This is a genomic window from Actinomyces sp. Marseille-P3109, from assembly GCF_900323545.1.
GTDB lineage: Bacteria > Actinomycetota > Actinomycetes > Actinomycetales > Actinomycetaceae > Actinomyces.
The window spans coordinates 2,360,265-2,373,562 of the sequence record NZ_OOHN01000008.1 but is presented as its reverse complement, the minus strand read 5'-3'; the positions used below and the strand labels follow the sequence as shown (position 1 = coordinate 2,373,562).

General features: G+C 69.2%; 14 protein-coding genes. 7 read left to right on the top strand and 7 right to left on the bottom strand.

The genetic code is table 11. The features are described from left to right. Positions 1 to 161 precede the first annotated feature (161 nt). The 3 genes from BQ8008_RS10295 (at position 162) to BQ8008_RS10285 (ending at position 1,538) form a co-directional block, all read left to right on the top strand. Positions 162 to 350 carry a helix-turn-helix transcriptional regulator gene (locus BQ8008_RS10295; RefSeq protein ID WP_034473807.1) on the top strand — a complete coding sequence of 63 codons (189 nt, stop codon included), beginning with the start codon at positions 162 to 164 and terminating at the stop codon, positions 348 to 350. Then, positions 343 to 846: a hypothetical protein gene (locus BQ8008_RS10290; RefSeq protein ID WP_199907975.1), complete on the top strand. Its 504-nt coding sequence runs from the start codon at positions 343 to 345 to the stop codon at positions 844 to 846. Before BQ8008_RS10295 ends, BQ8008_RS10290 begins: the two co-directional genes overlap by 8 nt. Positions 847 to 1,079: 233 nt before the next feature. Continuing rightward, entirely contained in the window at positions 1,080 to 1,538 is a 459-nt protein-coding gene (locus tag BQ8008_RS10285; RefSeq protein ID WP_108833915.1) for a nuclear transport factor 2 family protein, read from the top strand. Positions 1,539 to 1,693: 155 nt separating this feature from the next. Here the strand turns inward: BQ8008_RS10285 and BQ8008_RS13810 are convergent, their stop codons facing one another. Then, entirely contained in the window at positions 1,694 to 3,448 is a 1,755-nt protein-coding gene (locus BQ8008_RS13810; RefSeq protein WP_234415350.1) for an ATP-dependent helicase C-terminal domain-containing protein, read from the bottom strand. On the opposite strand from BQ8008_RS13810, the gene BQ8008_RS10275 reads away from it, so the two are divergent. The 3 genes from BQ8008_RS10275 (at position 3,447) to BQ8008_RS10265 (ending at position 5,915) form a co-directional block, all read left to right on the top strand. Beyond that, positions 3,447 to 4,280 (top strand): purine-nucleoside phosphorylase, encoded by an 834-nt coding sequence (locus BQ8008_RS10275; RefSeq protein WP_108833914.1) that lies wholly within the window; start codon positions 3,447 to 3,449, stop codon positions 4,278 to 4,280. The genes BQ8008_RS13810 and BQ8008_RS10275 overlap by 2 nt on opposite strands. A 67-nt stretch (positions 4,281 to 4,347) precedes the next feature. Beyond that, a complete protein-coding gene (locus BQ8008_RS10270) occupies positions 4,348 to 5,082 on the top strand; it encodes a glutamine amidotransferase (protein WP_108833913.1) in 735 nt (244 codons plus the stop codon). 146 nt (positions 5,083 to 5,228) lie between these two features. Continuing rightward, a complete protein-coding gene (locus tag BQ8008_RS10265) occupies positions 5,229 to 5,915 on the top strand; it encodes an SDR family oxidoreductase (RefSeq protein WP_108833912.1) in 687 nt (228 codons plus the stop codon). Positions 5,916 to 6,197: 282 nt separating this feature from the next. Here BQ8008_RS10265 and BQ8008_RS10260 read toward each other — a convergent pair whose 3' ends face one another. From BQ8008_RS10260 to BQ8008_RS10245, 4 genes are all read right to left on the bottom strand, one after another. Further along, positions 6,198 to 7,181, bottom strand: coding sequence for a hypothetical protein (locus BQ8008_RS10260; RefSeq protein WP_108833911.1), 984 nt, complete (start codon positions 7,179 to 7,181; stop codon positions 6,198 to 6,200). 504 nt (positions 7,182 to 7,685) lie between these two features. After that, on the bottom strand, positions 7,686 to 8,621 hold the full coding sequence (locus tag BQ8008_RS10255; protein WP_234415349.1) for a hypothetical protein: 936 nt from the start codon (positions 8,619 to 8,621) through the stop codon (positions 7,686 to 7,688). A 596-nt stretch (positions 8,622 to 9,217) separates the two neighbouring features. Continuing rightward, positions 9,218 to 9,955, bottom strand: a complete 738-nt coding sequence (locus tag BQ8008_RS10250) for a glutamine amidotransferase-related protein (protein ID WP_108833909.1) — start codon at positions 9,953 to 9,955, stop codon at positions 9,218 to 9,220. A gap of 38 nt (positions 9,956 to 9,993) precedes the next feature. Next, entirely contained in the window at positions 9,994 to 10,377 is a 384-nt protein-coding gene (locus BQ8008_RS10245; RefSeq protein ID WP_108833908.1) for a DUF4190 domain-containing protein, read from the bottom strand. Positions 10,378 to 10,674: 297 nt separating this feature from the next. Between BQ8008_RS10245 and BQ8008_RS10240 the strand changes: the two genes are divergently transcribed. Then, entirely contained in the window at positions 10,675 to 12,147 is a 1,473-nt protein-coding gene (locus BQ8008_RS10240) for a uracil-xanthine permease family protein (protein ID WP_234415348.1), read from the top strand. 34 nt (positions 12,148 to 12,181) lie between these two features. Here the strand turns inward: BQ8008_RS10240 and BQ8008_RS10235 are convergent, their stop codons facing one another. Further along, positions 12,182 to 12,748 carry a LytR C-terminal domain-containing protein gene (locus BQ8008_RS10235; RefSeq protein WP_108833907.1) on the bottom strand — a complete coding sequence of 189 codons (567 nt, stop codon included), beginning with the start codon at positions 12,746 to 12,748 and terminating at the stop codon, positions 12,182 to 12,184. A 195-nt stretch (positions 12,749 to 12,943) separates the two neighbouring features. Further along, positions 12,944 to 13,282: an antitoxin VapB gene (locus BQ8008_RS10230; protein ID WP_108833906.1), complete on the bottom strand. Its 339-nt coding sequence runs from the start codon at positions 13,280 to 13,282 to the stop codon at positions 12,944 to 12,946. Between the last annotated feature and the right edge of the window lie 16 nt (positions 13,283 to 13,298).

Genomic DNA, 13,298 nt, shown 5'->3' with positions numbered 1-13,298 from the left:
ACTGAATGCTAGGCGTCGCTCTTCTCTTCTTGCACACAGCATCCAATAAAGCTGTTGTGTGAAGCAGACTTGACATGGTGGATGTTGTCAAGCACACTAGACATGTCAAGCAAACACGACATCCTCTCGTGGGGTGTGTGTCCACTCGGAGGATGATCGCCTTGGATAACGACGTGCGCAGCCTGCGCGAGGCCCGCGGCCTCACCCAGGCCCAGCTCGGAGCCGCCCTGGGCGTGTCCAGACAGAGCGTCAACTCCATCGAGAAGGGCAAGTACGACCCCTCCCTTCCCCTCGCCATCGCCATCGCCCGCTACTTCGAGACCACTGTCGAGGAGATCTTCCATGTCTGAGTCAGATCCCACGCCCACCCCTACCTCCACCCCGACCGCCGGTTCGTCCTCCTCCGGCTCGACGCCGAAAGCGCGGAAAGGCCCGATGACCGCCGTGCCACGGCAGATCGCCGCCGCAGGCATGACGTCCGCCATCGTCATCGTGCTCCTCCTGTGGGTGGCCACCTTCACGATCCCGATCCGCAACGGCTTCCTCTATGGCGCCGCCAGCGGGGGGACGGCCGCAATGCTGGCGCTCGTCGCCCTGTTTGTTGCCAAGAGGTTCGGATACGACACCTTCTTCGTCCGGGAACTCGAGAATCGGGAGGACGAACGGGACAGGGCCGCCTCGCGGCGGGCCTGGGCGCTGGTAGGCGTCGTCGGGTTCATCGGAAACCTTGTCGCTGTCCCCGTAGGCGCCTTCGGGGGCCGGATGGAGCCGGTCGTCGGTATCGTCCTGTGCCTTCAGGTCTTCGGTCTCATTGGGGCGAACATCTACTTCGATCGCACCATGTAGATGTCGCCGCAGCTCTCCGCGGCAGGCGACGGGCGACAGTTGACCGCGACCGCCCGGAGTCGGCTGGAGCCGTTGGGACCGGCTGGGACCGGCGGCGCGCCCCGACATCTTCGCGTAAACTTCGCCCCACCCTGACCGGTGCCCCCGTGCCGGTCATCGTCCCCGCCCTTCCGCCCGCCCCGGGCCCATCCGAGGAGAACCCATGGCCCAATGTCGGGATCTACCCTTGACCCATGAGTCGCCGTCCCCACGAATCCCGCACCCTGTCCCGCACCCAGACCCACCCCCACCCCTACGCATCCGAGGTCGCGCCTCACGCGGCCGCCGACCTCTACGCCCTCCTGTGCGACGCCATGGTTGCCGGCGACACCAAGGCGATCGACGCCCTGCTGACTGACGACTGCGTCCTGACCCACATGACCGGCTACCCCCAGCCCAAGATCGAGTGGCTCGGGGACATCGACACCGGCGCCATGCGCTACCACGCCCACGAGGTGGTCTCCGTCCAGGCCGACACGATCACAGGCTTCCCGGTGGTGCGCGGCCGCACCCGCACCACGGCCACGCTGTGGGGCGGGCGCGGTACCTGGAACCTCCAGATCGTCGGGTACGTCGTGCCCGACGCCGATCCCGACACCGAGCACAACCCCACCGGCTTCCGCTTCAGCCGCCTGGACGCCTCCACGTGGTGAGTCGTCGCTGAGCCGGTCGTCCTGAGAGCGCCGGGGTCAGCCGGAGTCGTGGGGGCCTCCTCGGGCCTCCTCGGGTTTCTCGGTGGTGCCGGCCCTCTGCGGCACCTGTCGCCCGCCGTCCCCCGGATGCCCCCTCGGATCATCCTCACTCCCACTCACCGACGTCGTCCGGTCCCCCTCGTGGCGGGCGCGTTCCACGGGTCCTCGGGCCAGGCGTGCTTGGGGTAGCGGCCGCGCATCTCGGCGCGCACCTGCGGGTAGCCCTGCTCCCAGAAGGAGGCCAGGTCGTCGGTGACGGCCACTGGCCGGCGCGCCGGCGAGAGCAGGTGCAGCTGCACCGCCACCCGGCCCTCCACGATCCGCGGCGTGGTCGCCCAGCCGAAGCACTCCTGGACTCGCACCGCCAGCACAGGCCGACCCGCCTGCCCGGCGCCGGTGGAATCGCTGGCAGTGGTGGAGCCGCCGCCTGTAGAGGTGTAGTCCACCCGCACCTGTGAGCCGGAGGGGACCTCGAGTCGCTCGGGCACCAACTCGTCCAGGCGCCCCGCCTGCGGCCACGGCAGAAGTGCCCGCAGCGCTCCGGCCACATCCAGCCGCTCCAGGCTGAAGCGCCTGCTCCCCGCGCCCGACGCCGCCTCCCCGGCCGACCCGCCGCCCTGCCCGACCAGGCTCATGACCGCCGGCGCCAGCCACTCCTCGGCCCGGGTCTCCAGGGCCGCATCACTCATATCCGGCCAGGGCTCGCCCAGGTGCTCGTGCAGCAGGGCCAGCCGTGCGCGCAGGCTCCGGGCCTCCTCGTCCCACGGCAGTACGACCAGGCCCGCATCGGCTCCCTTGGCGCGCACCCGTTCGACGACCGCGTCCGCCACCGCCTGCGGTCCCGGAGGCGGCCCCGGGGTGGCGGCGAGCGTGATGGCCCCCAGCCGGCGCACGCGCTCGGTGCGCAGCCGCCCACCGTCCCACACGGTGCGCTCCTCCTGGGCCAGCCAGGCCCCGGCCAGCTCCAGCGCCGCCAGCTCATCGAGGGGCGCCGCGGCGCGGATGAGCGCGTCCCCGCGCCCGGCTGTCAGGTCGACGCCGGCCACCGCCAGCCACTCGGACTCTGCCAGCGCCGAGCCCGCAGCCAGGCGCAGCCCGGTCCCGGCGACGCTCGCGTACTGCGCCTCCTGCCCGGCCCGAGGCGCCGGCCCACGCCGCCGGGCGATCCACTGGGGCTGAGCCGTCCCTGCCACCAGAGCCACTGAGGCCTCCAGATCGTGCGCCCCGGCGGCCTCACCGGCCACGGTCTCAGGAACGTTGCCGCCGACGCCGTCGGGCCGGGGCTCGGCGTCCTGGCCGCGGCTCTTGGCCGGGGACCCCGACGCCCCCAGTGCCCCCGACGCCTCAGGGGCGGCGCTCGCAGTGCCGGGATGCTCGGGATGCGCGGAGACGGCACGCCGGCAGGCCTGCTCCAGGCGGCGCGCCTCCGCCTTCCAGACCCCCGACCCCGCCCCGCCGCCGCGCACCTGCCGGGCCAGGGCCGTCAGGTCCCCGCCGGGGGCTCGCAGGTCGGCGGTCAGCAGAGCCGTCGCCCGAGCCGCCCGCCGTGCCCCCAGAATCGGCGCCGTCGCCAGCAGGGCCCGGCCCGCGCGCACCGGCGCCGGCAGCCCGGCCACCGCCCGACCCAGGGGAGTCACGCCGTCGGCGCCGGCCAGCCCCAGGCGCTCCAGCGTTTCCCGAGCGGCCGCCATCGCCGCGGCCGGAGGCTCGTCCACCCAGGCCAGTGCCGCGCCGTCGGGCACGCCCCACACGGCCAGCTCCAGGGCCGCACCGGTGAGGTCCGCGGACAGGATCTCGGGGATCGGGGCCAGCGGGGCGCGCGCCCAGTCCGTGGGCGAGCAGCACCCCGGGCCCATCCGAGGAGAACCCATGGCCCAGCAGCCCGCCTCACCAGGAACCTGGGATGAGGACCCCGATGGCGCCTCCATCCTCCTGGCCACGGGTCGCGCCCGCCACGACCTCCTCGTCGTCGCTGAACCGGCCTTCCTGCGCGACCTCGACCAGGCCTGGGGACGGCCTGCCGCCCGCGTGCGCCTGTCCTTCCTTCCCGGCGTCCATGCCCCGAGCGCCCCCGGCCAGGAGGACGCCCTGATGTCCTACGAGCGCGGTGGCCTCGGCGTCCTCGTCGCCCGCGGCCGCACCAGCCTGTACGAGGGCGAGTCCGCCCGCAGCACGACGGCGCTGGCTCGGATCGCCAGCGGCGCCCGCCTGCGCGCCGCCCTGTTCATCACGCGCGCCACCCCGCTGCACGGCTCCGGTGACATGGCCGGCGGCCGGTCCGGCGATGCGGCGCCCGGCCAGGTGCGTGTCGTCGCCGACCACCTCAACCTCTCCGGCGGCCCCCTCTTCCCGGCCACCGGCATGGTCTCCGCCGGCTGGGACGCGAACCTCGCCGAGCGCCTGGGGCGCCTGCGGGGAGTGAGCGGCAGCGCCGTCGTCGCCCTCATCCCCGGCCCGCTGCGCCCGAGTCCCGCCGAGGCTCGAGCCCTGGTGTCCCTGGGTGCCGACGTCGCCGTCACCGACTCCGTTGCCGAGGCCATGGCCCTGGCCTGCCGGGGCGTGTCCGTCGCCGCCCTGACCTACCTGGACGCCCCGGCCGCCGGCGGCAACCTCGGGCGGGCGCAGCACTCCCTGCGCCAGGCCTCCGGCGTCGCCCTGGCCGCCGTCGAGGAGGTCCTCAGAAGCCTGCAAGCCGGCGCCTGAACGTGATTCTGAGAACGGCGTGAGAAACAATGCTGCCCCGCCTGTCAGCCCCCGCTAAGGTCATCCCGTGAAACCCTTCCTCTTCCTGGCCACCCGCAGCGACGACGAGCCCGCTGACGCCGAGTACGAGGCCTTCCTCAAGCGCACCGGCCTGGACGAGTCCACGCTCGTCCGACTGCGACTGGAGTCCCAGCCCCTGCCGCAGGTCGACCTGGACGACTGGTCCGGCATCCTCGTGGGCGGCTCTCCCTTCAACGCCTCCACCCCGCCGGAGAAGAAGTCCGCCATCCAGAAGCGGGTCGAGACTGAGCTCTCCGGCCTGCTCGATCGGGTCGTCGAGGCCGACTTCCCCTTCTTCGGCGCCTGCTACGGCGTCGGCACGCTCGCCTGCCACCAGGGCGCCGTCGTCGACGCGACCTACGGCGAGGCCGTCACCGCTCCCGACGTCAGCCTCACCGAGGCCGGGCTGGCCGACCCGATCTGTGCGGGCGTCCCGGAGGTCTTCCAGGCCTTCGTCGCCCACAAGGAGGCCGTCACGGAGCTGCCGCCCCACGCCGTCGTCCTGGGAACCGGCCGGGCCTGCCCCGTTCAGATCTTCCGCATTAAGAGCAACCTCTACGCCACCCAGTTCCACCCCGAGCTCGACGGCGACTACCTCGCTCACCGGCTCGGCTTCTACTCCGGCCACGGCTACTTCGCCGACGGCGAGCTCGCCGAGCTCCAGGCGCGCGTGCGCCTCGACGACGTCTCCGAATCCTGGAAGCTCCTGGCCAACTTCGTGTCCGTCCACGCCCGCGACTGACGAGCGCGCCGTCGGCGTATTTCCCAGTTCGCCCAGCGCGGGAGGAGGCGCGTACGGCGCGGGCGGGGTGAATGCTGGGGCACACCCGGGCCGAACCGTTTGATCGGCCCCGAAGGTTCAAGAACTCTTCAGAAAGGGCGTCGCACATGTCCCGCATCGTTATGATCGGAGGCCACGGCAAGGTCGCGTTGCTGGCCGCCCCGCTGCTCGTGGAGGCCGGTCACGAGGTCGTCTCCCTCATCCGCAACCCCGATCAGGCAGACGACGTCGCCGCCGCTGGCGCTATCCCACTGGTCCTGTCCGTCGAGGAGGCCGACGTCGCCGAGCTCGCCCAAGCCTTCGCCGGCGCCGACGCGATCGTCTGGTCCGCCGGGGCCGGCGGTAAGGGCGGCCCGGAGCGTACCGACGCCGTCGACCGCGCCGCCGCCATCCGCTCCATGGAGGCCGCGGCGGCAGCAGGGGTCAAGCGCTACGTCATGGTCTCCTTCCTCACCGCCTATGGGGAGGTGTCCGTGGACCACCCGCTGCGCGCCTACGCCATCGCCAAGATCGCGGCCGACCGCCACCTGCAGACCACCGACCTGGACTGGACGATCCTGGGACCGGGCCTGCTGACCCTGGAGGAGCCCACCGGAGCCATCACCGTGGCCCGCGTACTCAAGGGCACCCCGTCCTCGAAGGCACCGACGTCTCGTGGCAACGTGGCTCGTGTCATCGCCGCCGTGCTCGCCGAGCCGGCCAGCATCGGCAAGGTCATCCCCTTCTACGACGGCGACACCCCCATCGCCCAGGCCGTCACCGATGCGCCTCAGGAGTACGCCGACCTGTCCTGATCGCAGCCTTCGTGGTGACAGACGTCAGACCGATTCCGGCCCGTGCTCACTGAATGGGCGCTGGCCGAAGCTCTTCTTGCAGACGGCGACGAGCAGGGAGGCGGACACGATCTTGCGAGTGCGCGGAGGAGACTCCTTGGTGACGCGGTGTGGTGGGAAGGTCGGGTGAGTAGCGGCGCGCCGCTGGGGTGTGCCGTCACTAAGAGCTCGGAGCCGGGTGAGGAGTGGGCGGGGCCAAACGAGGACTCCGCTCACTGGCGGTTGATGTGAGTGGAGACGCCGTTACCTCGCGTAGGGGTGGTAACCCTGGTACTGAGGTTGTGCGGCCACCACTGCCCGCATGCCCTGGCCCATCTGGGTGGGTCTCCTGGCTGACGAGCGGCGGTTCAGCAGTACCGTCACCCCGACGGCGATGAGACCCAGAAGGATCGACGCCACCCATGCGCGAAAAGCCGCGTGAGGGTGGCTCCCCTGACCAATGACGGTGAAGCCGAGCGCGGAGATGACGGAAGCGCCGGAGAGGCCGAAGGCGGAGAGGATGTAGATATTGTGCAGGGTGATGATCATCGGGGCGATTCCGCAGAGCTTCGCGAATACGGGCCGTCGCGATGGGCGGTACCCGAAATACAGGGTGACTGCGGCAATGATGGCGGTGATGATCGTCAGGAGGATCCCGGGGGTGTATGGAGTTCCGGGGTGCTCGTTCGAGGGGGACGGGACCATCCACAGTCCGATTGTGGCGCTTCGTACGTGATAGACGTTAGAAGCGTACAAGATGGACTTCACAAGACGATGAAGCATGCTCACGAGTATGAACAGATTGACTGACAGTCCCAGGGTAACCGGCCACGGCCATGGTGACGGGGTGCGTTGATTCATGAATGCCGTGGCGATGGCTGCGCTCGCCATCACCAGAAGGCAGAGGATGGGAAGAGGATTGCTGATGGGGCTGTTGTTGAATATCAGGACGTCTATCAGGAACAGCTGTAATGCTGCTGCCGCCGGTACTGCCGTGGGGCGATTCCTGCATATGGATCTCAGTGGCAAGAGAATAAGAATGAACCACCAGGCTCCCGGAGTGTGGAAGATGTAGAAGGCCAATTCAACGAAGAACTGCATCGTGAATCCCGCATCGGTATGGAAGGACGGATGCTTGAAGGCGTCGATCAGGGTCCATACGAGTTGGGTCCCGCAAGCGAGTAGCATCGCGATCAGCGCGATGACTCGCTCTCGCCTCCAAGGCGCAGATGCGGAGGGAACGGCCATGCGGGTGGCACTGGGCGCCGGGGAACCGGCGAGTCGTGGCTGCGCGAACGGCTGCGGGGTAGCGGTGACAGCGGCAGGTGAAGGCGCGCGAACGGATCTGGGAAAGGTTGCTGTGGGACCGGTCTGATAAGGCCTTGGGCTTGTCTCACCGACGACGAGCCCGCTGGCGGGCTGCCCGGCGCTGGAGAGGTGCTGAGCCACTGGCTGGGTCGGAACGGCGGTCTGCCCGCGGTACTGCAGGTAGGGGTAGTCGGCCGGTGGGGCGGCTTGGGGTGACGACCCGTGCGCGAAGGCGGCGTACGGGGAGACCGACGGCGATGGGGGACCGGGAGGTAGACCGTGCAACTGCTCAGGTCTTCCCTGGGGTCCGCCCGATACCGGAGGGGTGTGGCTGGCCTGAGGTGGCGGGAACGGCTGCGACATAGCTGCATTGTGGTCGACCTGATGGTCGGTGTCGATGAGCGAGATGAACCTGAGTGCCGGCCTCACGCCTCCTGAGCGATCTCAGTATCCGCCTCCCAGGGGCGACTGGGGCCGGCCGTACTGACGGAAGCGGCTGTGCGCGCCCGGTGCAGACGTACCTCCGGTGTGAGGGCCATACGGGTTGCCGTTGGTGGATGACGCGATAGGGCGACGCCCTGCGAGCAAGGTCGATCCGATTAGGACGGCTCCAATGATCGTGATGGTCAGCACTTCCACTCCCATGTCGGAGGGTTTGTGCGCGTGCTCGCCGCTGGTGGGCAATCCGTAGGTCAGGACGATGACGAGGTTGCAGAGGGTCAGCAGAGAGACGGCGGTCACGGATGTGATTCGGAAGGCTCTGCTGTGGGGAGACCGCGTTCCCAGGAAGACTCCGGCGGCGGCCAGAGAAGTGATCGCGACCAAAATGACCAGTCCCGGTAACAGAGGAAGTCCGACCCCTCCTGAGCCTGACCATACGAGCCATGTGCTGGCCGTGTACTGACTGATGTTCTTGCCTCTCGATGTCGCCGTGTAGGCGAAGACACCGAGTTCCGCCAGGCGGAGAGCATTGTTGAGCAGCACGAACTGACAGGCCCCCAGGGCGACAGTGATGGTCCATGGCTGTGGGGTCCGTAGTCGCTGATTGAGTCGTGCGGTTAAGACGGCACCCGTCGTGGTGACGATGAAGGACAGGACGACGACGACGGCCAAGAGGTCAGCGTGTGGATTGTTGTCGGATGTGCCGCTCAGTTGCCCGAGTACTCCATAGCCGAACCACAGTGAAAGCCCTACCATCTCGGAGACCGGTTGGTTGCGGAACAGGTGGCGTAATCCGAAGTAAAATGACCAGATCACCGGTGTAAGGCAGATGAGCATGACACCGACGAGCAGGAAGCTCAACCAGTCATTGTTTTTTGTGAGGTTGAGGATCATGGCGATGAAAACGATGGCCTGGAGAGTGCAGGCAACGATCATCATGATCAGTACTGCGGCCTTTTCGCCGCGCCATGGCACATGGTGTCCTGCGCCGATGGCCTGGGGTGCAGGCGCTCCTGCGCCCGGGTGACTCAGTTGTGGGAGCCGGCCTCCGGGGGAGTAACCGGGCGCTGTGGCCGCTCCGCTCAGGTACGGGGACCTGGAGTCCGCATACGGCTGGTGCTGCTGGTATGGCCGGTACCGCGGTGCTCCGGCGGGGCCGGTGAGGTACTGCGGCGCCGGAACCTGTGCCGGTGGGTAGACCTGCCCCGGGAAGGCGGCCTCTCCCGGAGCGCGATACACCGACTGGGTCGGGATCGCGAGCTGCTCGGGGGGCAGATAGGCGGCCTGGCCGGCCGGCGTCGGCGCCTGCCCGTGCGGAGTCCCGGCGTACGGGGCGTACGGGGCGTTCGCGGGCTGCTGGCCGTACATCGCATAGGGAGCGTACGGCGAGCCTGCGCTGCCCTGGCCCTGAGGCGCCCCTGGATGGGGTGGCGGGTATGTCATGGCGTAGTCCTGGTCGTTGTTGCTGAGAGAGGTTGCGAGCCTCGTCTCCTGCCCGGTTTCCAGGGCGTCAGGCGGCCTGCGCGCCGGGTGTGTCAGTTGCGTGCGAAGTGCGAGACGAAGTTACGGATGATCTGCCCGGCATCGTGCGCCTCGGAGGACCGGGCCTGGGTGAGGATGTCCTCGCTCATGTCCGGGTCGCCGTAGCCGGCCTCATCGTAGATGCTCACGCGCTGCTCGAACCGGGCGGCGTCGAGCTCGGGGTTGAACTGGCAGGCGTAGATGTTCCTGCCCACGCGCAGCATCTGAACGGGGCAGTTGGGAGAGCTCGCCAGCAGCGTCGCGTGCGCGGGCACTTCTCCCACGCCCTCGTAGTGCCCGGCGAACACGGTGATGGCCTGGGGAAGCCCCGCCAGGACCGGGTCCTCACGGCCGTCCGCCGTCAGGAACAGGTCGACGGCGCCCAGCTCCTCGCCGAACTCCTCGTGCGTCCCGGTGCCCAGGTAGGCGGCCAGGACCTGGAGGGCGACGCCGGTCGCCAGGAGCGGGATCCCCTCCTTGAGGACTACCGCCAGCAGCTCGCGGATCTGGTCCTCTACGTACTGCTGGCTGCGGGTCTTCTCCGCGGCCGGCGTGTCCGCGTTGTAAGGGCTGGCACCGATGAGCACCCCGGAGACATCGGCTGCGGTAAAGGACTCGAGGAAGTCGACCTCCTCCAGAGCGATGTGCTGCAGGTCGCCGCGCGACAGATCGCTCTGGGCAAGGAAGGACTCGTACTCGGCCTGCGCCGCCTCGTGCTCGGGGCGCGTCGTCACCATGATGAAAGGCTTCACGGGACCACTGTAGGGGACCCGTCGAAGGCGCGGGGCACCTACTTCGCGAACAGTACGAGCACGAGGATGAAGAGCCAGATGATGGTGAAGGCGGATCCGAGGATGAGTCCCAGCCAGGCCATGCCCTCCCCGGCGTCGTAGCTGCGGCGCAGCCGCCGCAGCGCACTGATGCCCAGGATGATCGCGACGATGCCGACGACGGGGACGAGGCTGAACAGGCCCCAGACCATGGCGGCCGTTGCCCCGGAGTCCGTGCGAGGGCGCGGTGCCGTGTAGCCGGGACCGGAGAAGATCTCCGCGGGGTCGAGGTTCTCGGTGCCGGGGAAGACGAACCCCGGTGGGAGCCCGTCGACGTACTGCTCCGAGCCCGGGGAGAAGGGCGCTGCGCTCTGTCCTGGAGGTGCGGGCCGGGCGGTCATCATGACTCCATCATGCCCGCCGTCGCTGGAGACGGCATCGTTCCCACGGAGGAACTGGCAGGGCACTGGACTCGCCTGGGTGCAGTTGGACACGGCTGGGTGCGGCGGGCCGCGCCTGACCGCGGCCCGCGACGAGCGGCCTGACTGGCCCGACCGGCCCAGACCGGCCCAGAACGGCCCAGTCCCCGGCCAGGGGCTATGCTGAAGTCCCGGCAGGCTCTGCCGGGTCCTGCCGAGCGTCCCGCCGGTCCTTCCACGGGACACTGTCATTCACCTCTTCGCTCAGGCAGGAGACCACTCGTGTCCTCTTCTCCTTCTCGTGGCTGGCGCCTCCACGGCGACGGCCGGTCGATCGCTCCGGGCGAGGTCGTCGCCCCCGGTGAGCGCCTCACCTGGCCGCGCACGATCGGCATCGGCATCCAGCACGTCGTCGCCATGTTCGGCGCCACCTTCCTGGTGCCGCTCCTGACGGGTTTCGACCCGGCGACGACGCTGTTCTTTACCGGTGCGGGCACGCTCCTGTTCCTGGGGATCACCTTCGGGCGCCTGCCCAGTTACCTGGGCTCCTCCTTCGCACTCATCGCCCCCATCGGAGCCGTGACCGGCTACACGGCCAACGGCGGCGGCCCCATCGATCCCCACAAGGCCTCCCTGGCCCAGGGCGGGATCATCGCGGCGGGACTGTCCCTGCTGATCGTGGGCGTCGTCGTCCACCTGGCCGGGGCCGGCTGGATCGACCGGCTCATGCCCCCGATCGTCACCGGCGCGATCGTCTCCCTCATCGGATTCAACCTGGCGCCCTCGGCCTGGAACAACGTCAAGCAGGCCCCAGTGACGGCCGTCGTCACCATCGTGTCGATCCTCGTCATCACCGTCCTGTTCAAGGGCATCGTCGGGCGCCTGGCGATCCTCATCGGCGTGCTCATCGGCTACGCCACCGCGGTGGTGCGCGGCGAGGTGCAGTTCGACAAAGTCATCGATGCCCCCGTCCTGGGCCTGCCCCACTTCCACCCCCCGGCCTTCGACGTGAGCTACCTGGGCCTGTTCGTCCCCGTGGTGCTCGTCCTGGTCGCCGAGAACATCGGTCACGTCAAGTCCGTCTCCGCGATGACCGGGGAGAATCTCGACGACGTCACCGGACGAGCCCTGTTCGCCGACGGGCTGTCCACCATGCTCGCCGGCACCGGCGGCGGCTCGGGAACCACCACCTACGCGGAGAACATCGGCGTCATGGCCGCCACCCGCGTCTACTCCACCGCTGCCTACGTCGTGGCGGCGCTCACCGCCCTGAGCCTGTCGCTGCTGCCGAAGTTCGGCGAGATCATCGCCACCATTCCGGCCGGCGTCCTGGGCGGTGCGGCCACGGTCCTCTACGGCATGATCGGCATGCTGGGCGTGCGCATCTGGGTGCAGAACCGGGTGGACTTCTCCGACCCCGTCAATCTCAATACGGCGGCCATCTCCATGGTGGTGGCCATCGCCAACTACACCCTGGCCTGGGACGGCATGACCTTCGAGGGCATCGCCCTGGGGTCGCTGGCCGCGATCGGCGTCTACCACGCCATGCGCTGGATCTCGAAGGTGCGCGGCACCAACCTGGAGCAGGCCTCCCCGGCCTCAGCGCCCGCCGGCACCGAGCTGGAGGGCCCGGCCTACTCCAGCCGCGCCGCCCACGCCCCCTCGGCCGCCTCCCCCGAGAAAGCCTCGATGCAGTCGATCCGTGGGGGCGGCAGTGCGGGCGACAGTGCTGGCGAGGACAAGGACGGAGCCTAGGAGCCGGGTCGCAGTCCGACGGCGGCGTCCCGGCTCAGCTCTTCTTCGCGGCCTTGTCAGCCGGGACGCAGTCGCTGGGGGCGGCGATGGGCTTGTCGGCGCCGAGCAGCTTGATCTCGTCGGCGTTCAGCGCGTTCTGCAGGTACTCCTTGCCCAGCACCACCGAGACCGTGGGGTCGTCTTCGGCCAGGCTCTCATCGATCTGCACCGCCGAGTTGGGGAAGATCTGAGCCAGGGAGTAGGCATTGGTCAGACTGCCCTTGGAGGACAGGATCTGGACCTCGCCTTTGTAGATGCCCCCCGGCCAGTCGCTCGCGGAGGCGACGGTCAGGCCCGCCTCCTCCAGTTCCTGCTGCACCGTGGTCGCCAGGCCCACCGACTCGGAGCCGTTGTAGACGTTGATCGTCAGCGAGGTCACGTCCACGGTCTTCGCGCCGTCGGGCGGGCAGGGCTGCGGCACGTAGGTCGCGGTGCTCTTGGGCTGCGAGAAGCCCGGGTTGTAGGCGGGCAGGATGCCCAGCGACACCAGGAGGCTCACGGTGACCGCGACGACCATGACAGCCAGGACCGATCCGATGACGGTCGCCTGGCGGTGCTGCATGTGTCGCCGGTACTCGGTGCGCGGATCTACGGGACTACTCACGCGATCCAGAGTAATGGACGACGGCGCTCGCCGGGCGTCGCCGGGCCCGATGTGACATGGGACCGAGCTGGGCGGCGAGGAGCCCGCGGTGTCAACCGCTGCTCACCGCTGTCATTCGGTGGCCAGTCAGTGGTCAGTCGGTGTCGGGCCGTGTCAGGCGGTCGGCGGCGCGGGCGCGAGCCGCGGTGTCCCGTCCTCGGTGACCTCCAGGATGCGGGCGTGGATCGCGGTACGTCCCTGCAGGGCGGCGCGCAGCGCCCTGTGCAGCCCGGTCTCCAGGTAGAGGTCCCCCTTGTAGGAGACCACGTGGGCGAAGAGATCCCCGAAGAAGGTGGAGTCGTCGTCCAGAAGGCTGCGCAGATCGAGGGTTGCCCGGGTGGTGGTGAGATCGGCCAGGCGGATCTGCCGAGGTGCGATGACGGCCCACTCGCGCTGAGTGGTGACCCCGTGGTCGGGGTAGGGGGGCCTCTCTCGCACTGCCTTGAAGATCACGGGGGACATCCTAGTG

What these genes read in the sequence shown, in the direction of transcription:
- BQ8008_RS10285 (WP_108833915.1), top strand. Translation starts at nt 1,080, where the DNA reads ATGAGTCGCCGTCCCCACGAATCCCGCACCCTGTCCCGCACCCAGACC.
- BQ8008_RS10290 (WP_199907975.1), top strand. Translation starts at nt 343, where the DNA reads ATGTCTGAGTCAGATCCCACGCCCACCCCTACCTCCACCCCGACCGCC.
- BQ8008_RS10255 (WP_234415349.1), bottom strand. Translation starts at nt 8,621, where the DNA reads ATGATGATCGTTGCCTGCACTCTCCAGGCCATCGTTTTCATCGCCATG.
- BQ8008_RS10260 (WP_108833911.1), bottom strand. Translation starts at nt 7,181, where the DNA reads ATGGCCGTTCCCTCCGCATCTGCGCCTTGGAGGCGAGAGCGAGTCATC.
- BQ8008_RS10235 (WP_108833907.1), bottom strand. Translation starts at nt 12,748, where the DNA reads ATGCAGCACCGCCAGGCGACCGTCATCGGATCGGTCCTGGCTGTCATG.
- BQ8008_RS13810 (WP_234415350.1), bottom strand. Translation starts at nt 3,448, where the DNA reads ATGGGTTCTCCTCGGATGGGCCCGGGGTGCTGCTCGCCCACGGACTGG.
- BQ8008_RS10275 (WP_108833914.1), top strand. Translation starts at nt 3,447, where the DNA reads ATGGCCCAGCAGCCCGCCTCACCAGGAACCTGGGATGAGGACCCCGAT.
- BQ8008_RS10265 (WP_108833912.1), top strand. Translation starts at nt 5,229, where the DNA reads ATGTCCCGCATCGTTATGATCGGAGGCCACGGCAAGGTCGCGTTGCTG.
- BQ8008_RS10245 (WP_108833908.1), bottom strand. Translation starts at nt 10,377, where the DNA reads ATGATGACCGCCCGGCCCGCACCTCCAGGACAGAGCGCAGCGCCCTTC.